This is a genomic window from Methylobacillus caricis (assembly GCF_020532705.1).
Classification (GTDB): domain Bacteria; phylum Pseudomonadota; class Gammaproteobacteria; order Burkholderiales; family Methylophilaceae; genus Methylobacillus; species Methylobacillus caricis.
The window spans coordinates 451,455-477,108 of record NZ_JAJAVD010000004.1; the positions used below are offsets into that span (position 1 = coordinate 451,455).

At 51.7% G+C, this 25,654-nt stretch carries 25 protein-coding genes; 10 read left to right on the forward strand and 15 right to left on the reverse strand.

The window, feature by feature from the left end:
- Positions 1-18: 18 nt before the first annotated feature.
- Genes LG200_RS12500 through LG200_RS12520 form a run of 5 tightly spaced genes read right to left on the reverse strand, consistent with a single transcriptional unit; the run spans position 19 to position 3,086 of the window.
- Positions 19-627, reverse strand: coding sequence for a pilus assembly PilX family protein (locus tag LG200_RS12500; protein WP_226757958.1), 609 nt, complete (start codon positions 625-627; stop codon positions 19-21).
- A complete protein-coding gene (locus LG200_RS12505; RefSeq protein ID WP_226757959.1) occupies positions 624-1,640 on the reverse strand; it encodes a PilW family protein in 1,017 nt (338 codons plus the stop codon). The genes LG200_RS12500 and LG200_RS12505 overlap by 4 nt, the downstream gene beginning before the upstream one ends.
- Positions 1,641-1,648: 8 nt before the next feature.
- A complete protein-coding gene (locus LG200_RS12510) occupies positions 1,649-2,113 on the reverse strand; it encodes a type IV pilus modification PilV family protein (protein WP_226757960.1) in 465 nt (154 codons plus the stop codon).
- The gene (locus LG200_RS12515) at positions 2,104-2,661 is read right to left on the reverse strand and encodes a GspH/FimT family pseudopilin (protein WP_226757961.1); all 558 of its coding nucleotides are present in this window, start codon (positions 2,659-2,661) and stop codon (positions 2,104-2,106) included. Before LG200_RS12515 ends, LG200_RS12510 begins: the two co-directional genes overlap by 10 nt.
- Positions 2,661-3,086, reverse strand: coding sequence for a type IV pilin protein (locus tag LG200_RS12520; protein ID WP_226757962.1), 426 nt, complete (start codon positions 3,084-3,086; stop codon positions 2,661-2,663). Before LG200_RS12520 ends, LG200_RS12515 begins: the two co-directional genes overlap by 1 nt.
- Positions 3,087-3,236: 150 nt before the next feature.
- On the opposite strand from LG200_RS12520, the gene lptM reads away from it, so the two are divergent.
- Genes lptM through LG200_RS12535 form a run of 3 tightly spaced genes read left to right on the forward strand, consistent with a single transcriptional unit; the run spans position 3,237 to position 4,845 of the window.
- Positions 3,237-3,353, forward strand: a complete 117-nt coding sequence (lptM, locus tag LG200_RS12525; protein ID WP_226757963.1) for an LPS translocon maturation chaperone LptM — start codon at positions 3,237-3,239, stop codon at positions 3,351-3,353.
- 16 nt (positions 3,354-3,369) lie between these two features.
- The gene (gene lysA, locus LG200_RS12530; RefSeq protein WP_226757964.1) at positions 3,370-4,617 is read left to right on the forward strand and encodes a diaminopimelate decarboxylase; all 1,248 of its coding nucleotides are present in this window, start codon (positions 3,370-3,372) and stop codon (positions 4,615-4,617) included.
- Between the two features lie 39 nt (positions 4,618-4,656).
- The gene (locus LG200_RS12535; protein ID WP_226757965.1) at positions 4,657-4,845 is read left to right on the forward strand and encodes a YqaE/Pmp3 family membrane protein; all 189 of its coding nucleotides are present in this window, start codon (positions 4,657-4,659) and stop codon (positions 4,843-4,845) included.
- Between the two features lie 49 nt (positions 4,846-4,894).
- Here LG200_RS12535 and LG200_RS12540 read toward each other — a convergent pair whose 3' ends face one another.
- From LG200_RS12540 to purU, 7 genes are all read right to left on the reverse strand, one after another.
- A complete protein-coding gene (locus LG200_RS12540; protein ID WP_226757966.1) occupies positions 4,895-6,616 on the reverse strand; it encodes a peptidase domain-containing ABC transporter in 1,722 nt (573 codons plus the stop codon).
- A 1-nt stretch (position 6,617) separates the two neighbouring features.
- Positions 6,618-9,743: a beta strand repeat-containing protein gene (locus tag LG200_RS12545; protein WP_226757967.1), complete on the reverse strand. Its 3,126-nt coding sequence runs from the start codon at positions 9,741-9,743 to the stop codon at positions 6,618-6,620.
- A 72-nt stretch (positions 9,744-9,815) separates the two neighbouring features.
- Positions 9,816-11,180 (reverse strand): hypothetical protein, encoded by a 1,365-nt coding sequence (locus tag LG200_RS12550; RefSeq protein ID WP_226757968.1) that lies wholly within the window; start codon positions 11,178-11,180, stop codon positions 9,816-9,818.
- Positions 11,181-11,223: 43 nt separating this feature from the next.
- A complete protein-coding gene (locus LG200_RS12555) occupies positions 11,224-12,510 on the reverse strand; it encodes an HlyD family type I secretion periplasmic adaptor subunit (protein ID WP_226757969.1) in 1,287 nt (428 codons plus the stop codon).
- A complete protein-coding gene (locus LG200_RS12560) occupies positions 12,510-13,274 on the reverse strand; it encodes a hypothetical protein (RefSeq protein WP_226757970.1) in 765 nt (254 codons plus the stop codon). Before LG200_RS12560 ends, LG200_RS12555 begins: the two co-directional genes overlap by 1 nt.
- Before the next feature lie 13 nt (positions 13,275-13,287).
- A complete protein-coding gene (locus LG200_RS12565) occupies positions 13,288-15,171 on the reverse strand; it encodes a TolC family protein (protein ID WP_226757971.1) in 1,884 nt (627 codons plus the stop codon).
- 459 nt (positions 15,172-15,630) lie between these two features.
- Positions 15,631-16,485, reverse strand: coding sequence for a formyltetrahydrofolate deformylase (gene purU / locus LG200_RS12570; RefSeq protein ID WP_226757972.1), 855 nt, complete (start codon positions 16,483-16,485; stop codon positions 15,631-15,633).
- Between the two features lie 165 nt (positions 16,486-16,650).
- On the opposite strand from purU, the gene LG200_RS12575 reads away from it, so the two are divergent.
- Genes LG200_RS12575 through ispH form a run of 3 tightly spaced genes read left to right on the forward strand, consistent with a single transcriptional unit; the run spans position 16,651 to position 19,081 of the window.
- Complete coding sequence (locus tag LG200_RS12575; protein WP_226757973.1) at positions 16,651-17,199, forward strand: GyrI-like domain-containing protein; 549 nt, start codon at positions 16,651-16,653, stop codon at positions 17,197-17,199.
- Positions 17,196-18,110 carry a CobD/CbiB family protein gene (locus LG200_RS12580; RefSeq protein WP_226757974.1) on the forward strand — a complete coding sequence of 305 codons (915 nt, stop codon included), beginning with the start codon at positions 17,196-17,198 and terminating at the stop codon, positions 18,108-18,110. Before LG200_RS12575 ends, LG200_RS12580 begins: the two co-directional genes overlap by 4 nt.
- 44 nt (positions 18,111-18,154) lie before the next feature.
- On the forward strand, positions 18,155-19,081 hold the full coding sequence (ispH, locus tag LG200_RS12585) for a 4-hydroxy-3-methylbut-2-enyl diphosphate reductase (RefSeq protein ID WP_226757975.1): 927 nt from the start codon (positions 18,155-18,157) through the stop codon (positions 19,079-19,081).
- A gap of 60 nt (positions 19,082-19,141) precedes the next feature.
- Here ispH and LG200_RS12590 read toward each other — a convergent pair whose 3' ends face one another.
- The gene (locus LG200_RS12590) at positions 19,142-19,546 is read right to left on the reverse strand and encodes a DoxX family protein (RefSeq protein ID WP_226757976.1); all 405 of its coding nucleotides are present in this window, start codon (positions 19,544-19,546) and stop codon (positions 19,142-19,144) included.
- 129 nt (positions 19,547-19,675) lie between these two features.
- Here LG200_RS12590 and LG200_RS12595 point away from each other — a divergent pair, with 129 nt between their 5' ends.
- From LG200_RS12595 to fae, 3 genes are all read left to right on the forward strand, one after another.
- A complete protein-coding gene (locus LG200_RS12595) occupies positions 19,676-19,861 on the forward strand; it encodes a hypothetical protein (protein WP_226757977.1) in 186 nt (61 codons plus the stop codon).
- 1 nt (position 19,862) lies between these two features.
- On the forward strand, positions 19,863-20,300 hold the full coding sequence (locus LG200_RS12600; RefSeq protein ID WP_319004568.1) for a GNAT family N-acetyltransferase: 438 nt from the start codon (positions 19,863-19,865) through the stop codon (positions 20,298-20,300).
- 85 nt (positions 20,301-20,385) lie between these two features.
- On the forward strand, positions 20,386-20,937 hold the full coding sequence (fae, locus tag LG200_RS12605; RefSeq protein WP_226757978.1) for a formaldehyde-activating enzyme: 552 nt from the start codon (positions 20,386-20,388) through the stop codon (positions 20,935-20,937).
- 74 nt (positions 20,938-21,011) lie between these two features.
- On the opposite strand, the gene LG200_RS12610 is transcribed toward fae, so the two are convergent.
- Complete coding sequence (locus LG200_RS12610) at positions 21,012-23,141, reverse strand: TonB-dependent siderophore receptor (protein WP_226757979.1); 2,130 nt, start codon at positions 23,139-23,141, stop codon at positions 21,012-21,014.
- A 204-nt stretch (positions 23,142-23,345) separates the two neighbouring features.
- Here LG200_RS12610 and LG200_RS12615 point away from each other — a divergent pair, with 204 nt between their 5' ends.
- Positions 23,346-24,530, forward strand: coding sequence for a PepSY-associated TM helix domain-containing protein (locus tag LG200_RS12615; RefSeq protein WP_226757980.1), 1,185 nt, complete (start codon positions 23,346-23,348; stop codon positions 24,528-24,530).
- A 10-nt stretch (positions 24,531-24,540) separates the two neighbouring features.
- Here the strand turns inward: LG200_RS12615 and mutY are convergent, their stop codons facing one another.
- Entirely contained in the window at positions 24,541-25,647 is a 1,107-nt protein-coding gene (gene mutY, locus LG200_RS12620; protein ID WP_226757981.1) for an A/G-specific adenine glycosylase, read from the reverse strand.
- Positions 25,648-25,654: the final 7 nt, after the last annotated feature.

The window sequence follows — 25,654 nt, forward strand, 5'->3', positions numbered from 1 at the left end:
GGCTATTATTCCCATAAATCAAACCGGCACCATAACGGTTGCCTGAACGATACTAGTTGTATTTCGTGGCCCAAGTACCCGAACCGTAATCCGGTAATATACAGATGGAGTAGTACTATACGCAGGAGAATCAACTCCAATCCCATTACCGGCATTGGCATTGGTAGCAGGGCTTTTCGACAAAGAAGTTGAACAATTATTTACCTGCCCTGCCCCGTCTTCTCCATTATAAGCACCAGTAGTAGTACACAAGCGATGAATAAGATATTGCACACGATTACTGGCAGCATCGGTACCTACATCCACCGCATTGTTCCAGATAGCATTGCTATACCAGTCCGGCTCTGTTATGAGGGTGTTGGCGATATAACCGTGGGGGAGGTTATTGTTATGCAGTGCATTGCGGTTGTTATCAAGCCATACCAATGCTGCCTGCAGGCCCCGGTCTGCAGACATAGTCGCGGATTGCTTGAAAGCGAGATTGCCGGCGATCACGTTGCCGGAATCTACGGCACGCCACAAGGCCAAGCCCGCAAGCGTCATGGCAATCAATACAACCAACGCCACCATGAGCACAACCCCACGCTGGCGTGACAGGGCATGGTGTGTTCGCATAGATGTCTTCATGTGGGAGGCTTCCATAGGATGTTGCGTATTACCACTGTGGTTTCAAACACCCGGTAACGGTATTGCTGCCAATCTGCCAGATTGGCCACATTGCTGAATGGGCCGCCCACCCATGTGGGTAAGTCAGTGGTGACGTTATCTGTTTCCTTCTTGCTACTGCGGCTCACTAGCCCAACACGAATGGCGATGACTTTCTCCCATTCATCCCAACTGATTACACCATTGCCATCCAGGTCTGGCGATGCGCGATACTCGTCCACGGTGTTTTCCGTATCGCCATCCAGGTTCAATCCATAATCGGCCTGCAAATCGACGATGCCATCTGCAATCAACTCCGTCTCACCCGTAATCTCGGAGAGCACCTGGAGCCCGCCATCCACAATCGAATAACGGTTGCTGACCGGATTCCGTCCCATGTTGTAGATTTGTGCACCACTGCTATATATCTGGCTACCGCGATAACGTGCTGTGGCAGCATGGGTAATATTATTTTGATAAGGAGTGCCAGGGGTCGCAGTAATCTGTGTCAAGTCACATTCCTGGCCGGGTGCCGCAACGACAAGGACATCATTCACGGTAAAACCAAATCGGTTGGAAACGACATAATCCGCATCGGCGCTTGCCATGGTCTGCATCAATGCAGATGGGCTGGTGACCATACTGGCATTGCTGTAGGTCAGCTGGATCACATCAGGGGCAGTATCCAGTCCTTGTGTAATGACTGCAGGGGTGAACAGAAAACGAACATCCCGTCCCGTAGTGCTATCAATACCCACCACCTGACAGCCCAGATTCTGCGACACATTCATGCCATACCCGGATTGACGAATGTCGCGCTCAATTGCCAATAAGGCCAACGCACCGTTTTGTTGCGCATCACCGCCTGTGCTGGTGGTCCGGTTGCTACTCTGGGTAATCGACAAGACCTGTGCGATCACCAACAGGCCAAGCAGGCCTATAGTCATCCCGACCATGACTTCAACCAAGCTAAAACCCTTATCGTGTCTCTTCATATCTGTACTCAAGGCGTAGGATTGCTATTGATATACGCAATAGTGGTATAACTATGCGGCTCTGTTTCTGCCGGGCTTTGCCAGAATACAGTCACGGTCGCTGTGAATCCGGCTGTGGCATCACCATCGATTATCACTGTAGGCGCCTTGTTTTCAGCCCCCGGCAGGCGAGTTTTCACATCGGCCAGCCACAAGGCCAAGTCAGATGAGCTCCCCCCAGGCAAGCCGTAATTGGCAATTCCGGAAGGTCCTGCCGTCCAGATATTCGCCACCAGGCGGTTGGCAAGGTAACTTGCCTCAAGTCGATATTGGGAATCCGATACTGTTTTCATGGCGGAAGCCTGCAAACCAACAATGGCAAGGATACCCATGGAGAAAATCAGGATTGCGATCAATCCTTCAAGCAGGATAGAGCCTTGCTGTTTTGGCAATATGAATGGTGACTTGACTGGCGTTTCTGCCTTTACGCACATACCCTAGGGTCTCCGACTGTTGTCACGTTAGGGTCGCAAAAATGCACACTGCCGCCCCGGATCAGGATACGCATGTTTCGAGTGTCAGCAGCATCGATACCGGCTGAATCAATATCCACTTGCCGCAATACATTGCTACCATCGTTATTGAAAGTGACACGTCCCAAACCATTGAACGTCACTTTGTTGGCCGCAGCGGGCAAAACCTCTATCGTCACAGCTGCCGCCCCTTCAACCGAAGGTTTTTCCTGTATCACCTCGGGGCAATCATCAACACCATCCGAGTCGCTGTCGGCTACCACCACCTGGCAACCAATCGACCAAGATGGCCCAACCCCTAATGTAAAAATCACATTGGCATTACGGCGTATAGCTTCTGCCCGGGCAAGTTGCAATCCACTATTCAAGCCCTCTGCTGCGGACCGGATCTGGAAATTGACCAGCATGCTGCGAAAACTAGGAACGGCAACGGCCAGCAGAATAGCCACGATCGTCATCGTGATCACCAGCTCTACCAGCGTAAATCCTTTTTGGGAGAACTCTGTCATTAACAACTACCACCAGGTTTTGTAATCCAGCAATTTGCAGGCACCGTTGAGTCAGGAAACCCTGTGGTGCGGCGTGCATTGTCCTGATTGATGGTGAAGCTATATCCACTCACTCCTTCGGTAGCCACGCCTGTCGCAGTAATAAGGAAAGTCTGGTTACCATTGGGATTGCTGCATGCATAGGTGAAATACCGCACAGCAGGGCTGGCTGGCATTGCCACCTGGCTACAGTCATAGAGACGCCGGTCCTGATAGCTGCGCTCCATGCGGTTTCTGATATCCGACAATTGTGAGATTGCCTCTGCAACCTTGGCACGCGCCACATATTTTGAATAGGAAGGCACTGCAATGGATGCAAGGATTGCGATGATAGCCACCACAATCATGAGCTCGATCAACGTAAATCCCTTATTGCTGGATTGCATATCTTTCCCCTTTTGCACTCATATATCATCCTCAAAAAATAGCACGATATCCACTCTCAGCCGATATTCGGCAATACGGTGCAGATAAGCGGTCTATTTCAGAGGACTCCCGCCTTTATGCTAAAATAAAATCTTTGAATTAATTACATAATGCGCACAATCCTGTTCATATTGATTGCTAGCTTAATGCTTGTTGCATGCGGTACAAAAGGAGATTTATATATCCCCGAGAAAGAGTACCCGCAAAACAGCACTCCGCAAAAATAACTTCCTGAGCCAGACCTTGACTTCATTCAGCCTCAAAAACGGCACACTTCACACCGAAAATGTCCCATTCACCAATATTGCAGCAGAGTTTGGTACGCCCTGTTATGTGTATTCCAGGCAAGCTCTGGAATCTGCATTCACGCGTTTCCAGGCAGGGTTCTCTGACACAGACCACCTTGTATGCTTCGCAGTGAAATCGAACCCAAGCCTGGCAGTACTCAACCTGTTTGCCCGCCTGGGTGCAGGCTTTGATATTGTTTCTGGCGGTGAACTCGCCCGTGTGCTTGCAGCAGGCGGCGACCCAGCCAAGGTGGTTTTCTCCGGTGTTGGTAAAACTGAGGTCGAGATGGAGGCAGCCCTGAAAGCCGGCATCTATTGTTTTAACGTCGAATCAGCCAGTGAACTTGAGCGATTGAATGCCGTTGCTGGCCGTTTGGGCAAGACAGCGCCAATTTCCTTGCGCGTGAACCCCAACGTGGATGCAAAGACCCATCCTTATATTTCCACTGGCCTCAAGAACAACAAGTTCGGCGTGGCATATGAAGATGCGTTCAGCTTATATCAACGTGCATCAGGATTACCCAACATTGCAATACATGGTGTTGATTGCCACATCGGCTCCCAGCTGACCGAGCTTTCCCCATTCCTGGATGCATTTGATCGCGTGTTGGCGCTGGTTGATCAGCTTGAAACAGCCGGCATCCATATACAGCACATTGATGTCGGTGGTGGCATCGGCATCTGCTATGCAGATGAAACTCCTCCTGAATTTTCCGCCTATGCCCAAGCAATGCTGAAAAAACTGGGTGACCGTCAAGTCAAGCTAGTGTTTGAACCTGGCCGTGCCTTGGTTGGAAATGCTGGCGCATTACTCACCAAGGTCGAGTATCTCAAGCATACGGAATCCAAGAATTTTGCCATTGTGGATGCGGCCATGAACGACCTCATGCGTCCGGCGCTCTACGATGCATATCATGAGATTGCAGCAGTGACTCCTGCCACAGAAGATGCCGATACGGTGTACGAGATTGTCGGCCCGGTCTGTGAAAGCGGCGACTTCCTCGGTCATGACCGCAAATTTGCACTGAAGCAAGGTGACCTGCTTGCCATTCTCTCGGCCGGCGCCTATGGCATGAGCATGAGTTCCAATTACAACACCCGCCCAAGAGCTGCAGAAGTCATGGTGGATGGCGACAAAGTACACCTGATCCGCCAGCGCGAAACGATAGAGCAGTTATTCGCCCTGGAAAAGATTCTGGGCTAAACTGGCGTTCAATAAGATATAGATGAAGAGGAGATTGAAATGCGCTTGATACTTGCTATTTTCCTGCCCTGGTTGCAGTTTTTCACCATAGGCCGCCCAATTGCCGGCATCATTTGCCTTATCCTGCAAATTACAGTGATCGGCTGGATTCCAGCAGCAATCTGGTCTGTATACGCATTGAGTGAATACAAGACAGACCAGAAAATCCAGAGAGCGATGCAGAAGTAGAGTCCAATAAAAAACCAGCGATTGCTGGTTTTTTTAATTCTATGTTTCACTAAGCTGAACGCAATAGTTTTTCCTTAGGGCCATCTGCCACAATCTTTCCACCATCCATCGCCACAATACGCTGCACTGCGGACATCATGGCCGCACTGTGACTAATCATGATGAGGTTTCCCTTACCCACCAGCTGCGGTAAACGTATGGCAAGTGACTGCTCACCTTCTGGATCCAGCCCCAGGCTGGGCTCATCCAGTAAAAGAATGGAACTCTGCTGGGCAAAAGCACGTGCCAATGCCACTTTCTGCCGTTGCCCACCTGAAAGATTACTTCCCCGATCAGCAATCGCCATGGTCAAGGTCAACCTTCCCTGACGCAACTCTTCATCAAGTCCAGATGCCCACAGCGCCTGTTCCATGCGTTCGCTTTGCGGTTTCACGCCGGCCAGAAGCAGATTGGCTTCCAGCGTACCCGCAAACAGCACCGGGTCTTGCGGTTTGTAGGCCATCCATTTTGCCCGGTCTGCAGGTGAAATAGCATGCAACTCGTAGCCATCAATCAACACTTCACCTTCATCCATAATACTCAAGCCGGCAATGGCTTTCAGGAGTGTAGTCTTGCCAGCGCCAGGGCGACCCAACAGGCCGATTTTCTCACCCGCCACTATATTCAAGGTGACATTTTCAAGGGCAGCAGGACGATCTGGATATCGCTTGGTCAGGCGCAGCAAGGTAATATCCCCCTTGGCTTGCGGCTTGCTGACCGCAAATGAGGCATGCGGTGCCGATTGCTCCACCTCATCACTTACACCTTGTGCCTGTTTGCCGCTTTCTAGCAGAGCATCCATGCGCTTGGCAGAGCGGGTAAAGTCTTCCCATTTCCCCAGCACGAGGTACAAGGATGTCACCAACATCATGGCGCGGGCGGCAAGCAGTGAGCAGGCAATCAACCCACCCACCGACAATGTTCGCGCCTCAATCAGGTATGCGCCCAATGCCAGTACAGATACCGTGGTGAATGTCATCATGCCGGCAGACAATGTGTTGCTGTGGCTGGCTGAAAGGCGGCGTGCAGACTCCAACTCACTTACTGTTTCAGACTGCGTACGCCAACCTTGCAATAATCCCGTCACGCCCGGCACCGTGCGCACAATCTCCATGCCTTGCAGCACTTCGCCGATATATGCCATGCGCTGCGTGGATTTATGTTCTGTCTCGCGATTAAGCCTGAGCGTCTGTAGCTGAAGCAGATAACCTATTCCAGCATAAAGCAGGGTCAACACCCCGACCAGAATCATCACGGGCCAGGCGATAAAACCGATCACCAGCATATAAAGCAGGTAAAACGGCAAATCAGCTATGGCGAGTAAATAGGTGGAGGAAACAAAATTGAGCGCATTGGTCAGGTCGCGGTAATGCGCCAGAAAAGTAGCGACGCCGCCCGACGGCATGTCGCGGTCCGCGAGCAGCTTGTGCCATAGCCCCTCATCCGTCTTGCGCGCCATGTCCGCTGCCACCCGCTCCACTGTCCAATTGCGGGTCACGCGCATGCCCACGTCCAAGGCGATGAAGATCAGCATGCCGATCACCAGCGCCCATAACGTCTCGAATACGCCATTGCTGACAATCTTGTCGTACACCAGCATGGAGAACAGCGGCAGCAGGATCTGGCCGCTGTTGATCAATAGGCTGGAGAGTCCGACTTCAAGCCAATGTCGACTTAATAAGCTTTTCAGGCTGGAGAAAGCAACAGAAGATTTTTGCGTACTGTTTTCCAAATTAAGCAACTACCCAGTGAACAGTTGCTGTTTGTGCTTGGTTTGCAGAATCGGTGTAACTTAATGTGTATGTTGTTGTAGTTTCGCCATTATTAGAGCTGGTGGATGGTGTGCCGATCAGATTTCCTACAATGAATATCGAGTCGCTAATATTCGCTTTGATCGTTAACTCGTTAGTTCCACCAGTAATTTTCTCTATAGATAATGCATCAATTGAGAAGGCTGTCGAGATAGGAGTGTCTTCACGTACATTAATCACATCAATATTGGTGACTTCTGCTCTTCCATCTCCAGAGCCTGTTCTAAAGGTTGAGAAGTTGAATGGATCGGTAGTGAGTCCTTTTAGGATTAAGGTATCCTTACTGCCAGCCTCTTGACCACCATCTATTAGAGTGAAGCGATTTGAATAAGTACTACCCCCGCCTTGTATTTCATCTACCGAGGCTGTAATGATGTCATTGCCATTCCCGCCATAAACGATGTCGTTACCGCCTTGTCCAGTGCCGGTGACGATGATCGTATCATTGCCTGCATCGCCACGAATTGTATTGTTCTCGGTACTGCCATAGATAACATCATTTCCTTGTGTGCCAATGACATTCTGAATATGCAGGAGCGTATCACCACTAGCACTATTGTGTAGTGGGTTATCAGCGCCTGTAATCGTTGCTTTACCAGCAGATAAATCAATCGTACCAATGTTCCCGGTGCCAGCTACATTGGCATAAGAAACCCAGTTATTGGTGCCTGAGCCACCATCCAGTATATCGTTACCGCCGCCGCCAATTAGAGTATCGCTCCCATCGCCGCCAATAATATGGTTGCTCTTTGAGTTGCCAGCTAATAGATCGTTTCCCTTACCGCCGGTGAGGTTTTGGATGCCATTCATGTATTCATCAATCGCAACATTTCCAGTGTTTGTGATGATGGCTTTTTCATCAGGGGTGTTAGCCCCTGAGTTTACATACCCCCATCCTGTGCCGTCGTCCTTGAGATAAGCATATACATGCTGGGTATTACTCATGGTTTCATAACTGGCAGTATTTTTTTCTGTGGTCAGAGCACCTGATATATCGCCACCATACAATTTGTTATTTCCGTTGCCACCAATCAGGGTGTCATTACCGCCTCCGCCAATCAATGTATCGTTACCCGATCCACCATTTAGTTTGTCGGCCAGGTCTCCACCTGTAATTTCGTTGTTGCCATTATTGCCTGTTAAGGTGTTTGAAGCAGCTTTTGATCCGATAATGTGAGTGAACTGACTCAATGTATCTTCTTGAGATGAGCCTACTTGGCCTTTTCCTGTAGCTAGGTTAACAGTGACTGTACCAGTGGTTGTTGCATGTTCGTAGCTGATGGTATTTGTTCCAGTACCACCAATCAGCGTGTCTCCAACAGTGCCTGTATTGGCAATGCCCTCAATCGTATCGTTGCCTGCGCCGCCTTCGATGCGATTTGCATTTTGATCACCGATCAGCAGATCGTCTCCTCCTGAACCAATAATATTTTCTATGTTAGCAAGTGTGTCTTTTAGATTGTTATTGGTTAAATCGCGGGTCTCTTCATTGCGCAGGTCAACATAAACGGAGTGGCTGGTTGCATATTCCACCGTGTCGGTGCCGGTTCCGCCATCAATCGTATTGCTACCATCGCGGCTGATGATTCGGTCGTTGCCCGAACCGCCATTCAGGATATTGTCACCGCCACCGCTGTCGATGGTGTCATTGCCGGCACCGCCATTGATGGTGTCATTCCCGGCGCCACCTGTAATCTTGTCGTTGCCTGCTCCGGCATTGACGAGGTTGTTGCCATTGCCTGTCTCTATGTCATAGCCAATGCCGTTGGCGGGCAATACCAGCCAGGATTTTCCATCCACGCTCACGTTGAAGTCGTCTGGACTGGTAGCATCCTTATAGCGGAAGTAAAAGTTTTCTGAAAACTTGAGTCCAACGGATTGAATGTCGCCTAACACTTCAGCACGTAGTACAAAGTCCTTTATATCAACTGGTGTGCCATCTGGAGTTAAGTCGTACACAATCTCGATATCCCAGCCACTAGCACCTTGCAAGGCAGAAGCTGGGATAGTCCATGTATCTGTCCCCGAAGCTAGTGATTGCCCATTAAGCAACAGATCGAATCCAGCAGGCTTATCCCCGGTTAATGTAATCGTGATTTCATCAACATTATCGATGCCATTGGTATTCAGAAAGAAAGTTTTATTCCATTGTGTTTCTGTAGCAAAGTTGCCGTTCAGGTCAATGACATCATCGCCTGCTCCGCCTTGAATAGTTTGCCGAATTGCTTGATTAGCAGGAGTAGCTGCATTGTCTAGAGCCGTTTTTTGCTGGTCTTGGTCAAGGCCAGTCAGGTCAGGGCGGGAGCCTATAGGGTTGCTCTCGGTTCCATTGACGCCTGCTAAACTTGCCCCAGTTTTGAATTCTGAGTTCACAAACAGTCTCCCACTCAGCACAGGTAAACCATTGTATTCGGGGTTTAGAGGGGGCAGAGCAGACTCACCTTGTTCGACCCTATTGCCCAATCGGTAGACTGGCGGCGACTCCACCCTCGGCGGAATAATCGCGTCCATCATCTCACCGCTGTTGTTACCGCGACCGTTAATGCTGCCGCGCTGCACTTGCGAAGACACAGGCAAGGTAGGCGCTTGAGGCAATGGCGCGGCTGGGGCTGTCGGCGCAGCTGTATTATTGTTCATCGCCATGAACAGGGAGCTGTAATCAATTTCGTCCGGTTGCAGCTCGGTAAGGCGGGTGTCGATATTTTCACTGATGATGCGCAGATTGCCGGCATCCGCAGCGTCGACGGTGCCCACCTGCTTGAAGAGATCAGTGAGGTTTGTATTGAAGCTGTCCCCAAACTGCACTTTAGGAGCATCAGGCTCGAGTGCATCTAAAGCACCATTGGGGATGATGATAAAAGTACCGTCGGCAAAACCCAGCACCAGATCAACGTCGGCCACATCCACTGACTTCAGTGCGCCATGGCTTTCCGTCAGGCGGATGATGCCATCTGCATCTGCATTGACGCGCGTGACGTTGGTCACGTGGTTCTGCTTGGCACTTGGTCCGTTACGTTGCTCGGTCACTGCTGGTTGTGTAATTGCCATGATCTGGTACTCCTTGCTATCGTTTTCCGCCAACCTTGGCTGGCGGCATTTACATCATTGTGGCTATATCGCTTAACGCCGATTGAGGCCACCCGATTGTTTGTTCACTTCCTCAAGCAGGCCTTCCATCAAGGCACGTTGCTCAGCGGGAGAGAACCTATCCATCATTTCGGTAATATTGGTACGTAACTCCATGGAGTCATCGGTCATACGCGTCATCATGTCGCTCATGCGCGCAAGATCGGTGCCCTGGCGGGCAGTGGTCTGGATCAGCTCGGAGAAATGATCGTTCAACTGGGTCAGCATGTCGGCATTGCCACGCTCCATCAGGCTAAGAATCGTGCCAAGCTGACGACCCACACGCTGCAACTCGCCACGGAATTGGGAGACAGACTCATTATGGTCAGCCATGGCACGCATCATTTCACTACGTTGCTTGCTGAAGTTATCCAATTCGGCCTGTAATGCCCTGTCCTGTAAGCGTGAAGACTCACTCAAGCGCTCTTCAATGCGACGCAATACGCGAATTTCTTCAGTGGCAATTTCACGGCGAAACTTGAGTTCTGCCGGGTCCATACCAGCAATATGTCCACCGCCCGTGCCAATCAGGCCGCCAACGCTGTCAACCACCACAGGTTCTGTGCCCCTGACGACTACATCATTGCCCTGTGCCTGCTGGCTGGTAGCAACACGGGCCAGTGCCTGTTCAATATGCTGCGCAACTTCAGATCCAAGCAAGGAAAGCACTTCCTGGCTGCAACGGCGCACCGCCACCATCATGAAACCAAGGATGATGGAACCCAGCAAACCGAACAGGGATGCCGAAAACGCAATCCCCATGGAGCGCATAGGCGCTCGCATACGTGCCACCATATCGCGGAATACTTCCACCGGGCTATCCACTGCCAGGTTCACTGTCGCAAAACTGGAAATCAGGGATGCAATATCATCCAACGTGGCTAACAAACCGATAAAAGTACCCAGCAGGCCAAGACCCACCAGCAGGCTGGTAAGGAACTGCGGCAAGGCATTGCGGTTGGTCAGGCGACGGCCTGCGCTGTTCAGTTCGGCATCAATCGCCACTTGTTCCTGGTGGGCAATGCCGCGACCACTGGAAGTTGCCATCATGCGCAGCACATAGGCAATATCACCATCATATGCCTGTGCCCTGTCCTGCAATTGAGCAGGGCCTTCGCCTGATTGTATCGCCGAGGTAAAATCATCCAGCCTGGCCGCTTCCTTAAGCAGTCGGTGTACTGTCATCAGAATCAGAATGCCACCAAGCAGAGTGATGAAAAAGATCACATAATTGATCTGCGGATGCGGGTTCTCGACCAGAGTTTTCAGGATGGCGTTGTGATAGAACGCTGCGCCCAGCAACAGCAGAACAAATGGCAATGCCGCGTAAAAATAATAGATTCTTAGTCGCTTAAGCATGAAGATCTTACCTTTAACAATTGATCTTAAAATTGATCTTTAATTATCTTGGATCGCGAAATACACGATCCCCGAACCGCATCATCGGCGACAACAGATAGGAAAGCACAGTACGCTTACCCACCACGATATCCGCCGTTACTGACATACCAGGAGAGATTGGCCCCGCCGACTTGGCCATCTTGATCTCGCCGATACTCCCTACATCTACCCTCACCCGGTAGTAATAGCCTTCGTGTTCATCAAACAGTGTGTCTGCACTTACTTCCGTCACTTTGCCTGGCAGGGCGCCATAAGTGGCATAGTCAAAAGCACCTATGCGTACACGGGCAGGCAAACCGTTACGCAGGTTAGCCCTGTCATCTGGCCTGGATTTCGTCTCCACCACGATATGCTCGTCTTCCGGCGTAATCTCCAGCAGCGGTTCACCGGGGCGAATCACGCCACCTACGGTAGACAGCATCATGCGGTTAACAAAACCTGCCATGGGAGCTCGCACCACGTTACGGTCCAAGCGGTCTGCACTGGTCTCAAACTCGAGCGATGAGCGTTGCAGCTCCGCCCTGACATCCGTCAATTGGGCCGTCGCATCTGCGCGAAAACGCGCCCATAACTCACCTATCTTGGATTCAATCTCGGATTGCGCAGCCCTCAACCTGGGCAATGCGGCTTCCGCTTCCTTCAATTGCGATTCCATGCGCTGCAGCCGGCTTTCTGCATCCAGCAGCTCCATCTTGGAAGCCGCGCCATTCTTTTGCAGGCCATCAATCAGCCTGTGTTGCTGGCGTGCCAGGTCAATTTCGCTCAACAGATTTCTACGCCTGGTTTCAATCTCGGCAATTTCGCCACGTCTTTGCGCGCTCTGGTCACGCAGCACCCGTGATTCCTCATTGATGCTGGATACCCTGGCCTGCAAAGCAGCTGATTCCACCTGCCTGACTTCCGGATCATTCAAGTCTGCCGGAAAGTCGATACTGGTCTTGCCCCTGGCTTCTGACAGCAACCGGGCTTCCCGACCACGCAATGAATCACGTTTGGTACGTTCCTGCCCAAGGTCTGAACGCACCTTGATGTCAGACAACTCGATCAGCGGCTGGCCTGCCTTGACCACTTCGCCCTCCTGAACCAGGATGGTGCGCACTATGCCGCCTTCAAGATGCTGCACAATCTGGGCCTTGCCGGCCGGGACAACCCGGCCAACAGTTCTCACAATCAGGTCCACCTTGGCAAGTGATGCCCATAGCAGCAAGCTGGCAACCGCAATCACTGTAATCAGCACGAACGCCCGCTGCGGAGTCATTGCGGCCCATTGACGGTTCAGCCAGTTCATCACTCAGGCTTGTTGGCTGCCGGGATCACCGACACCAGCGAGCTGTCAGACCTTGCGTTGCCATCCTTTATGGATACGCTGATGCGATCAGCAGGCAGCTTCATCTCCATCAGGAGATTACGCACAGCCATGGCACGATAAAAAGCCAGGCGGCGCGCTTCGGTAAACCCTGGAGGCACAGTCACTTCCAGCGTAGCGGCACCGCTGGCAACAATCGCCTCCAACGGGCCTCGCAACTCTGCCGCTTCATCGGTAGAAATGGTAATGGCATCATCAACGAAGTCCACCACCAAGCCACCACTGGCACCCTGTACCGTCATGCTTGGCTCTTCAGCCCTGATGCTGGCAGTGACCACTCGCCGCGGACCACCCTTGCCTATGGATTTCTCATGTTGCAATGCCGCCAGTTCTTCCTTGAGTCGCCTGGCTTCCTGATCCTTGCCTTTCAACGCGGCAAGTTGCTGCTGCAAGGCATCCACCTGCAGGCGCAACCTGGCGGCATCGTCATCGGATTGATTGGAAGTCGGCTCGATAGCCTCCATATCCGACGGAGTCAATTGGGAGACTCTCAATTGCTGCTCACTGGGCGGTGCGACCGGCGTTTCTGCTGTGACATGGCGACGCCCCAGCTCCATCGCAAAAATAAATACGGCGATGGTCATGATGACGACCACAAACAACAGATTCAGCACCAGGTTACTAACGGCATCAACGTAGCCTGGCCAGAAAATTCCACCGTCTTCCTGTTCGTTATCCACTTGCATGCATATTCCTCGCTTATTCCTTGACCAATGGCGCAGCAGCACCATCTTCAATTGGCAGCAACGGCGTCACTACGGTGTCAGACTCGTCAGCATCTGCGTTTCTGGCTGGAGCTGCACTGAAACCTGGAGAGCCAAGTGCAAGCGTGGTAGCAGGTTGTGTCTGGCCAAGCAGGCGGCTGATCTGAGATAGGGCATCAATTTCCTGGGCATGCAAGGTTACCAACCTGGTGCGTGCCTGATATTGGCGGTCATAGACATCGAGCAGATCAAGCAATGACTGGTTGCCGGCAAACATTTTTTCCGACATGGACCTGGCAGCCGAGGTGATCGCGTTGAGCTCACGATAACCTGCCACCAATTGCTCCCGGGATGATTCAAGAATGGCATATTGAGAAATCATGGCCTGGGTAATGCGGCGCTGCAGGTCATCCACGCGGTAGCGGACTTCCTCAATGCGGGACAGTTTTTCCTTGGTCATGTAGTAATCACCGCCGCCATTCAGCAGATTCCAGTTCAGGACCACCATAAACCGCTTGTCATCCTGCTCTCCAACCCGGCCGCCAGCGTTATCTGTAGTCAAGCGCGACAGTTCGAGGTCCAGGCGAGGCGCATAACGTGTACGCGCCACATTCTGGTCGATCTGTGCCGCCTTGAGCTCTTCACGCAGGGAAGCAATATCCGGGCTGTTATTCATGGCGATCTTGACTGCATCAGACGCTGTTTCTGGAATAACCCCCATATCCTTGCGGTCGGGCAATTGGATTTGCTGCGGTGCCATATTGGTCAGGCGGAGGAATTCAACACTGGCAGCAGAATGAGCAGCCTCCTGCTGAGTGCGTGCAGAACGGGCTGACAAACTGCGCGCCCGCACACGCTCTCTATCGGCGCTGCTGGAGGCGCCAGCATTGGCACGCTTATCCACATAGCTGAACAGCTCGTTCAACTGGTTTTCATAGCCCAGCGACAAATCTGCAATCAAGCGGCTGGTTGTCAGACCCAGATAAGCGTTGACGGTGGACAACCAGGCATCGCCCTGGCTGCCGCGACGGCTTTCCTCGCGAGAGCTGATCACAGCCTGGCGACGTTTCCAGTCGTAAATTGATGGCAAATCCAGCAATGGCTGGCGCAAGGTGATCGCACGGTCAGTACGGGTATGGGTAGACTCTTCCATGCGTGAGCCGGTACGGGCATCAATCGCGGAAGAAGGCGAGGAAATTTCCCGTCCCTTGCCATAACGTACGGACAGATTAGGCAACAGCAAGGCACGCGCTTGTTTGGATTGTGCCTCAGCCTGGTTAACACGCTCATCAGCCACGTGTACATCACGACTGAAATCCACCGCTGCATCAGTTGCGCCACGCAAATCCATGCTATCGATCACATTAGCTGGCACATCAGATGAACGACGGTCGGAATAATCGCTGCTCAGATATTCATTATGAATTTCATTGGCAACCGCCACTGGTATAGCACCCACACCAAACAGGCGCGACAGGCTCAACTCCCTTACTTCAGCGACCGACTGCGCTTGCGTAGGCAAGTCAAGATTCAGTGACTGCAGGCCTATCGGGGAAATATTAAGCTTGGCAGCCTGCTGAGGCTGGCTTTGAACAGAATTGGGAACAGCAACCACTGGTGGCGTGGCAAGCTGCTCTGGTGTAGCAGGCGCCACTACCAGTTGCGGCTGCTTCATCCCTTGTTCAGTTGCCTTGACTGCCTCGCTAGCGGCATTTGCCGCGGCAGTGGCAGCTGTGGCAGCCGCAGTCGCCGCCACAGCTGCAGCATTTGCAGCCTCAACGGCTGCATGCGCAGCACTGGAAGCAGCCTGTAAAGGCGTAACAGTGGTTTTGGAATCCCCTTGCAGATCAGCAGCCCAAGCCGTTGAAACCACTAACATAGGCCACGTGCACTTAAGCACGAAGTGTTTACGTTTGCTCAACACATGAAACCCTTAATTAATTTTTTTATATTTTAGTAATATTGTAATGACACTGATATTCACGACTAACCATCAGTCGCAACTTAGCCGAATTCAAGCACCGTCATTGTCAACTATTGTCAAATCAAATTCCCTGCAACTGTTCGTTATCGCAACAAAGTTCCTGCTCACACTCGCAGTGATGGTGGCAATTAACATGCCAACATCTATCCAGGCCACATAGCAGGAACGCGGCCTAGTCTAAAGGCATGTTTCTTAAATGTCAGTGTTTACAACTGCTTTTGTAAGGGTGTTAGTCCGATTGGACTATAGGCAGGTCAGGCTTGCAGCAACGAAAAAAAGGAAAGGCGGGCACTTCCAATCATATGAAGATATGCCGAAGAATCGGCATATCTGTCAATCTTTCAACACACTACCTTAGTCAAAAATCACCGTTTTATTTGCATACAACAGGATGCGGTTTTCAATATGCCAGCGCACCGCACGCGAGAGGACGACGCGCTCAAGATCACGCCCCTTCTGGATTAGGTCTTCTACTTGGTCCCGATGCGAAATACGTGCAATATCCTGTTCGATAATGGGGCCTTCATCCAGTACTTCAGTCACGTAGTGGCTGGTTGCTCCAATCAGCTTGACGCCCCGTTCGAATGCGCGATGGTAGGGGCGTGCACCAATAAATGCAGGCAAAAAGGAATGATGGATATTGATGACTCGATGAGGATAACGCCTGACGAATTCCGGTGAAAGAATCTGCATGTAGCGCGCAAGCACAATCAGGTCTACCTGATACTCGTCAAACAAGGCAAACTGGCGCGCCTCCGCTTCGGCTTTATTATCCTTGGTGACTTCAATATGGAAAAACGGGATGTTGTGGAATGCTGCCAGGCTTTCCGTATCACCATGGTTGCTGATGATCAATGGAATGTCGCAATCCAGCTCACCGCTTTTGTGCCTGTGCAGCAAATCAACCAGGCAGTGATCGTACTGCGATACCATGATGGCCATGCGTGCACGTCTGCGTGAGGCCTTGAGCTGCCAGTCCATCTCGAACTGCTCGGCAATCGGCGTGAAATGTTCGGAAAAGTTATCCAGATTAATGGCAGAACCATCCAGATCCCACTCTACCCGCATCAGGAACAGATTATTCTCGGCATCCTGATGCTGGTCGGCATGCAGGATATTGGCATCATGCCGATAGAGAAAATCGGCAATGGAAGCAACAATCCCCTTACGGTCAGGGCAAGTCACAAGCAGTGTGGCAGTGTTTTTCATGATGAGCTCAGCAAGCAGGTTGGCGCAAAAGCGCTATTATACTGACATTTAAGCCCCATGCAGCCCGCATGACGAGCTGCAAAAGTACTGTGACCCGGCCACTGGTATGTGGTATCTTTTCCACAGACAATCAATACAGCCGCATGCCCCCGGCAATACAACAACGTGAAAAAACAATTACCCTATTTCCTGCTGGTGTTCCTGGTCCCCGTTCTGCTGGTATTGTGGTGGTGGGGGTTGTTCTCTTCAGCTACCGTTGAAATCAGCGAGCGCGGCAATTATCGCTATGCCTATCTGGATGCGGAAGGCCCTTACTCCAAACTTTCGGCCAAACAGGAAGAAGTCTTGTATGAACTGCAACAACAGCATATCAAGCCGGGCCCTGAGATCACGCTGATATTCAGCGATCCTCGGACTACCTCTTATAAAGAGTTGCATGCCAGGGCTGGCTTCATCATTGATACAGATGCCGCGCCAGCCGCGCCACTCAAGGTGGACACCGTCCCCACCCGCAAGGTATTTGTAGCACAAATCAAGGCGCATCCCCTGCTGGCTTACGGCAAAACCTATTCCAAGCTGCTGGAATTCGTAAAATCCAAGCAAACCACGCTCAATCTTCCTACGGTGGAAATCGTGGATGACAGTGTATTATCAGTGGAAATGCCGCTGGAACCCTCCCCACAATCTGAAAAGACTGCAGGAGCAACACCTTGAATTTTATCGCGCTCATTGGAGCATTAGCGCTCACTTACTATAAACCGCACCAGAAACTGGACTGGCTACAAGAGATATTTTCCCCATTTGCCAACCTGCTGGAACGTAATTTCAATGGCGGCAACCGCTTGCAAGGACTAACAGCCTGGATACTGACGGTTTTTGCTCCGAGCTTGCTGATCGGCATCGTTTACTACATTTTGCTGGAAATCAACGCCATCCTCGGCATTATCTTTGGCGTGGCCATACTTTACTTTACCTTGCGATTGAGCCAATTCGGCCCCCGTGCAGAACAAATCATTGCCGCACTGCGCAACCGTAATATAGATGAGGCGCGTATCCTGCTCGCCAATTGGGAAAAAGTGGAAACAGACAACCTCAACACAGCCCAGATTGCCAAGCTAGGCATAGAAACCACGCTGACCCGTGCCCATTATGGGTTATTTGCACCCATTTTCTGGTTTGTCATCCTGGGGCCGGCAGGTGCGTTACTCTATAGACTGTCCCATATCGTGACCATGGAGTGGCAACCCAACGAAGCCACGCCGTTCAACCAACTGGCGCGCAAGATATTTTCCTGGCTCAACTGGCCCCCGTCCTTTGTCACTGCAGGCAGTTTTGCCATTGTCGGCGACTTTGAAGACGCAGTGTATTGCTGGCGTGCCCAGGCAGAAAGCTGGCCAGACAAGGCTTTGGGTATGATACTCGCCAGTGGCGCTGGCGCGCTCGGTGTGAGGATAGGTGAACCTTTGCCTCTCAAAGGCGTCTTGGTATTCAGGCCGGAAATTGGCCTTGGCGATGAAGCGGACGCAGACTATTTGCGCAGTGCGGTGGGCCTGGTCTGGCGTGTACTGGTATTGATGATAGGATTATTGTTGCTGCTGACGTTTGCGCACTGGCTGGGCCAGTAAATGCCATACCCGCAGCAACCTGCAAGAGCAACTCAGAGAAAACAATGGAAATAGTATTAGCAAATCCCCGCGGTTTCTGCGCCGGTGTTGATCGCGCAATCATTATCGTCGAACAGGCGCTGGAAAAATTTGGCGCGCCAATTTATGTACGCCATGAAGTGGTGCACAACAAATTTGTCGTTGATGACCTGAAAAAGAAGGGCGCTATCTTTGTCGAAGAGCTGGACGAAGTGCCTGCCGGCAATACGGTCATTTTCAGCGCTCATGGCGTTTCCAAGGATGTACGCGCAGAAGCAGAATCTCGTGGCTTGCAGGTTTTCGATGCAACATGTCCGCTCGTGACTAAAGTTCATATAGAAGTAGCCAAGATGCGTGCCACAGGCAAGGAAATTGTCATGATTGGCCACAAGGGCCATCCAGAGGTCGAAGGGACCATGGGCCAGTCAGAAGGCGGCATGTATCTGGTAGAGTCGCCCGAGGATGTTGCCGCCCTGGTAGTCAAGGACCCTGCACAACTGGCGTATGTCACCCAGACTACTTTATCCATTGATGACGCGGCCTCCATTGTCAGCGCCCTTCAGGCAAAATTTCCGAATATCACTCCGCCGCGTAGCGACTCTATTTGCTATGCGACACAAAACCGCCAAGATGCAGTGAAGGTCATGGCCAAGGATTGCGATCTTGTCGTGGTGGTAGGCTCCCCCAATAGCTCTAACTCCAACCGCTTGCGTGAAGTGGCGCAAAACCAGGGTATAGAGTCCTATATGGTGGATAACGCTTCATTGCTGGATCCGGCCTGGATTGTGGGCAAAAAACGCATAGGTGTGTCCGCAGGCGCTTCTGCACCTGAAGTACTTGTGCAAGAAGTGATCGCGAAACTGAAGGACCTGGGGGCTGCCGATGTGCAGGAGCTAAACGGAGTAGTAGAAAACGTGGTATTCAAGATACCGCGAAACCTGGCAGAAGCTTGAATATTCAAGGAAAATAAAAGGGCGGATCAACCGCCCTTTTTCACACGCCAAATATAATGCTCAGGATTTCTTGCGCAGATTGTCCAGGCTAAAGGCAGTAGGCGCATGCAAGGCCAGAGTGATATATCCGCCTGCAATTGCCAGATACTGCATAAACCCGATCAAGCCACTCCCTGGGGTTGGATCAGGCAGCTTGAGGAAAACAGCGACAAATATGGCATACACGGCCAGAACATAGGCAGACAGCCTTGTCTTGAAGCCCAGGAGCAAGGCCAGGCCGAATACCAACTGCACCAGGATCATGAGGGGTGCAAACAGGCCCGGCAGGCCGAAATGGCCAAGGTACGCTTGGTAACTTTCATATCCAGACGGATTTTGCAGGATGATTGCCAACTGAAACAGTATGGAGACCAGAAAAATTTGCGCCAGCAAAATGCGCCCAAGAAAACCTAAAAACTTAGTCATTATCTTACCTTCTCTTCCGTACGCACATTTGCAATGTGCTTTAGATTTAATTATAGGATCGCCTGTGGCGAAGAAGAGATGATGCCCGTAAGCGTCCGCTGCTGCAAGCCGACAAAAGGAACCCTTTTGATGAAAACCATCCTGGCCATACCATTACTCCTTATGCTGAATAGCTGTACCCCCAGCGATACTTCCAGCAACAAAATTGCCGAAAGCCAACGGGAGATGCTCAATCAAGCCAAGGATGCCGGCGCTACCCTGGAACAAGCTGCACGGCAACGCCAGCAGCAAATCGATGAATCAACCTCAGAGTAAAATGGCAACAATGAACTTCTATATCAAGACAGCCGATTGGCAAACCGAACACACACTGATTTCTGCAATCAGGGAGTATGTATTTATTCAGGAACAGCAAGTCCCTGCATCACTGGAGTGGGATGGACTGGACGAAACGGCCCTCCACCTTCTGGCACTCACAGAGGATGGCAGGCCGATTGGCTGCGTCAGGATACTGAGCGATGCCAGCATAGGCCGCATGGCTGTCATCAAGGATTGGCGTAACAAGGGAATTGGTAAAGCCTTATTGCAGGCAGCCATTGAAACCTGCAGACAGAACGGCTGGCTGGATATTCATCTATCGGCACAAACGCATGCCATTCCGTTTTATGAAAAATCAGGCTTCAAGATTGCCAGTGATGAATACATGGACGCCGGCATCCCCCATAAAGCCATGAAACTACACATAAGTAATTGATTGACCGCGGCGCTTATTTGCCCAGCTACTGTTGCTTGGGTAAAATACGCCGTTTAGTTCGTTACCACTCCTTAAGGATACCCAGATGTCAAAAATCGTTTTCAAGGCTGGTGAAGCCACCATTTTCAGCGAAGGCAAGGACGTTACCGCGGCCATGCCAGAAATCCTGATTGGCGCCGTTGATGGCCCAGTCGGTACTGCATTTGCCAACATGATGGCACAAAGCAAAGGCCACACAGCGATGTTTGCCGTGCGCGACATCAATCAGCTGGTACGTCCTGCTACCATGATGGTGCCTAAAGTCACCCTGAAAGACTCCATCAACATCGAACTGTTCGGTGGTGTTGTGCAAGCCGCTACCGCTGACGCGATCCTGGACTGTGTCATCGAAGGCATTATCCCCAAGGATCAAGTGAACGACCTTTGCATCGTGAGCCTGGTCTGGATTGATCCAGGCTGTGGCCCATTGGCCAAGGAAGGCAAGCTGGACAAGGCCGACATGTACAAGAACAACTACGAAGCCACCAAGCTTGCTATCAAGCGTGCACTGAATGATGAGCCTACCATTGATGAACTGATTGCCAACCGTCACAAGATCAAGCACTGCATGTGGGAAGAGAGCTGGGGCGATATCTAACTCTCAGCCTTGCAAGTAATTAAAAAAAAGCCCGCTATGCGGGCTTTTTTATACCTAAAACTTACCGACTTCGATTACCAATAGTAGGTAGCACTCGCTATCACCTGCCTCCGAGCACCCAGCCAACAATCACCACGCGCAATACAAGTGGATACATATTCCTTGTCAAACAGATTACTGGCATTCAGGGCATAGCGCCACGAGCCATAATCCAGCCCTAGCATCGCATCCACCAGGGTGGCATCTGGTGCCTTGATCTGATGATTGGAATCCGATGAGCTACCGAGGTAACGCACGCCCAACCCTGCACGCCAACCGTTAATCTCTCCTATTGAAAACCGCTTCACGGCCCATGCTGAGGCCAAGTGCTTGGGTATGGTCTCCACCTGATTGCCTTTCTCGGAATCAACATTGGTCTTGCTGTACCGCGCATCGGTATAACTGTAGCTGGCAATGATATCCAAATGGTTGGGCAACGAAGTGACCGCTTCAAGTTCAAGCCCCTGCGAGTGGATTTCTCCTTTCTGCACAGAGTTGTTAGGGCTGAGCGGGTCTGTCGTGGTGCGATTCTTGTCATGAATATCAAACAGCGCGGCCGTGAAGCGACTACGTGAGCCTACAGGCTGGTACTTGATACCCACTTCCCACTGCTTGCCTTCCTGGGGTTTGAATAGATCTCCTCCCCTTGTGGTGCCCGCCACCGGCAAAAAAGATTCCGCATAACTCACATAAGGTGCCCAGCCATTGTCTGCCACGTAACTTAAGCCGTAGCGCTGTGTCAGTGCATGATCGCGTTGCGCATCTGAGCCATCTGTCTGGTTTTTAGCTTCGTCCCGCCTGATACCGGCCGTGAGTATCCAGTGCCGGTCGAATTTCACCTGATCCTGCAGATACACACCCGTCTGGAATAGACGCGCCACCGGTTGGTCGGTTAACAACAAACCCGAGGTATCCACGGTGCTATAGACCGGGTCATAGACATCAATCGGGTTCCCTGTGCCATCATCGGACCCACTGGTTTTGGCTTGGCGGAAACGCGAGTAATCCAGCCCCAGCAGCACCGTATGTTCAACACTGCCAGTATTGAATTTAGCCTGCAGGTGATTATCGATATTAACCGTAGTGGAGTCGCTGATTGATACATCCACATAGCGATTCAACACGCGCTGGCCGGCATCGATATAGGGATTGCTGCTGAAGCTGTTGGGATAAAGGCTGCGGTAGTCATTGCGGCTACTGGTATATCTGGCATTCTGCCTGAAGCTGATTGTGTCATTGAATGCATGTTCAAACGCCCATCCCAAGTGGGTAGACTCTGTCGTATAGCGGTCAAAGCTGGGGTCACCGATATAGTGGTCACCGGGAATTTTGCCATTAGGGTTAGTCCGCAACACACCAGACCAGGGCAGAAATTGCGGGGTAGGCCTGCCATCATTGAGCTGGTATTGTCCCAGCAGGGTCAGGCTGGTTTTGTCGCTGGGCTTCCAGGTAAGGGAAGGCGCTATCAGCGTGCGTTCATCATAGGCATGCTTGACTTGGCTGTCGCTATCCCGACCCAGCAATACCAGCCGATAGAATAATGTGTCTGAATCAGCCACTGGACCAGTGAAGTCCGCCTGTATCTGCTTGCGCTGATAGTTGCCTAGGGAAACTCCCATTTCACGCTTTGCAATTTCCTGTGGCCGCTTCGAGACAAGATTGACGATACCGCCTACCCCACCCCCGCCATAAAGCATGGAAGAAGGTCCACGCAATACCTCTACCCGCTCCATGGCATAAGGATCAGGCCGTGTGGTTTCGGAATAGAAGGTATTGATGCCGCGCAAACCATTGAGATATTGCGTGGCATCCATGCCTCGCACCGCATAGCTGTCACCCCGGGAATCCAGGCCATACTGGTCAGCCACCACACCTGCGCTGTAACGTAATACTTCCTGTATGGATTGAGCGCGCTGATCTTCGATCTGATCCGCAGTGATGACAGAAATGGACTGCGGAGTTTCGAGGATGGAAGTATCAGTCTTGGTAGCCGTTGCGCTACGTTTGGCGGTATATCCCCGGACAAAGCCGGTCGGACTTTCTTTCTCGGTTTGAGTATTCACCTGGACTTCAGGCAGTTTTTCTTCCGCTGCCTGCGCAATCCAGGAGGCCAGCATGGATGAAACAACAATAGCGCATTGATAATAGAATGATGGAGGGTTCATGATGCTCCTGCAAAGTGTTGAAAACACACAGCAGCAAACCCGGTCAAGTGACACACTGAGCCGGAATATGCCAGACTGCGCATAATCCCCGATTCAGATGCCCTGCATTATAAAATCAAGATTTATTATTTATTTTAATAAAACTCATTAGCAATTATATAAAATAGTCACTTCAGATTCCACCTGTTATGAAAACAAGCCGTAATGCGTAAATATCTAGTTGTGCTACATCGCTGGTTTGGCCTGGCCATGGCTGCGTTCCTGTTGATTGCCGGTGCCACGGGGGCAGTCATATCCTGGGACCACGAACTGGATGAGTGGCTCAACCCCCACCTGTTCAAGGCCAATAGTACTGGCCAGTACCAGGATGCACTCCAGCTTGCCAATGCACTGGAGCAGCGCGATCCCAAGCTACTGGTGACCTATTTGCCGCTGGATATAGAAGCAGGGCATGCACTGGGGCTCGGAGTCCATGCGCGCATGGACCCTCAAACAGCCAAGGCCTATGAATTGGGCTACAACCAGGTTGCCATCAATCCCGTCAATGGCGAAATCCAGGGCAAACGGCTGTGGGGCGAAGTTTCCCTCAGCCGGGAGAACCTGCTGCCTTTCCTCTATAAGCTGCACTACAGCATGCATATTCCCGATATGTGGGGCATGGAGCTGGGTATCCTGTTCATGGGCATCATTGCCATCATTTGGGTATTTGATAACCTGATTGCCCTCTGGATATCCTTTCCCAACGTCAAGTCATGGCGCAAATCTTTTGTTTTTCGCTGGAAGCAGGGCGGCCGTAAGCTCAATTTCGACCTGCACCGCTCAGGCGGGGTATGGGTATGGCTGCTGTTACTTCTGCTGGCAGTCACTTCCGTTTCCATGAACCTCAACTTCCAGGTCATGCGCCCGATTGTAGAAACATTCTCCACGCTGACCCCCAACCCTTTTGCCTCACGCATCCCTAATGCAGAAGACCAGCCCATAGAGCCAGGAATCAAGCGGGAGGCAATCCTGGAGATTGCAAGAAAGGAAGCCAGCGGCCGTGGCTGGACAGCGCCAGCTGGCGCCGTGTTCTACTCACCTGCCTTTGGCATTTACGGTGTGGGATTTTTTGAGGCAGGCAATGACCACGGCGATGGTGGCCTGGGCAACCCCTGGCTGTATTTTGATGGCCAGGACGGATCACCTGCTGGCACTGTCATTCCGGGCAGCGGCAGCGCAGGCGATATTTTCATGCAAGCACAGTTTCCACTTCATTCCGGGCGCATCCTGGGCCTGCCGGGGCGTGTGATGATTTCAATCATGGGTGCAATAGTAGCCATGCTGAGCATTACCGGCATCATCATCTGGCTACGTAAACGCAAAGCCAGGTTGACTGCAAAAACAGCCTAACGCTTCAGTTTCAGGAAAATACCAGCTGCCGCTGCTCAGTAACAGGCATGGCGGAGTCGCGCTTCTGCAATTGCTGGAGAATCTTGCGTACCGGTACCGGCAATGCAGCCTCTATCGCCCGCGGCAGCTCCATCCACTCCCAGCCTGGTTCCTGTAGCGATAATGGGGACTCCAGAGCCATGACTGGCTGCGGCCGGATATGCAACTTGAAATGGGTAAAGACATGAGTCAATTGAGGCAATGGCTCCAGCAGGACCAGGCCATGCATATGCAGACGTTGCTGCGACCAGGCAATGGCATCATCATCCAGCGCCAGCTCTGGCAGGCTCCACAATCCTCCCCAGATACCGCTTCCCGGCCGCTTTTCAAGCAACACCCGCTCACCATGCTGCAGGATCACCATTTGCACTTGTTTCTCAGGAATGGCCTTGCGAGGCTTGGAGGCAGGCAACTCTTTCACTCGTTGCTGCAAATAGGCACCACAGCTTTCATGCAAGGGACAATCCAGGCAGCGTGGACGACTGCGTGTGCACAGCGTCGCGCCCAAATCCATCAATCCCTGCGCATAAGCGCCCATCTCGTGCTCCGGCTGCATATTTTCTGCAATCTGCCACATTGCTTTCTCCACCTTGGGCAGTCCAGGCCAACCTTCAACCAGGAAATGCCGGGCAAAAACACGCTTCACATTTCCGTCAAGAATGGGTTGAGAAAATCCAAATGCAAAAGAGGAAATAGCGGCAGCTGTAGAACGGCCTATGCCCGGCAAGGCCTGTATCGCATCAAAATGCTGCGGAAAGCGTCCATCATGCTGCTGCATAATAATCTGTGCCGCCTTGTGCAGATTGCGGGCCCGTGAGTAATACCCCAGACCGCTCCAATGCTGCATCACATCATCCTGGCTGGCTATGGCCAGGCTGGCGATATCCGGGAACCGTTGCATGAATTTCTGGTAATAGCCAATCACGGCAGCTACCTGTGTCTGCTGCAACATGATTTCAGATACCCAGATGGCGTACGGATCCTGGGTATCCTGCCAGGGAAGGTCGTGGCGGCCATGCACTTTCTGCCACGCAATCAGGCGTTCAGAGATAGAGACAAGGTCGGAGGAGGATGGCATTTACAGA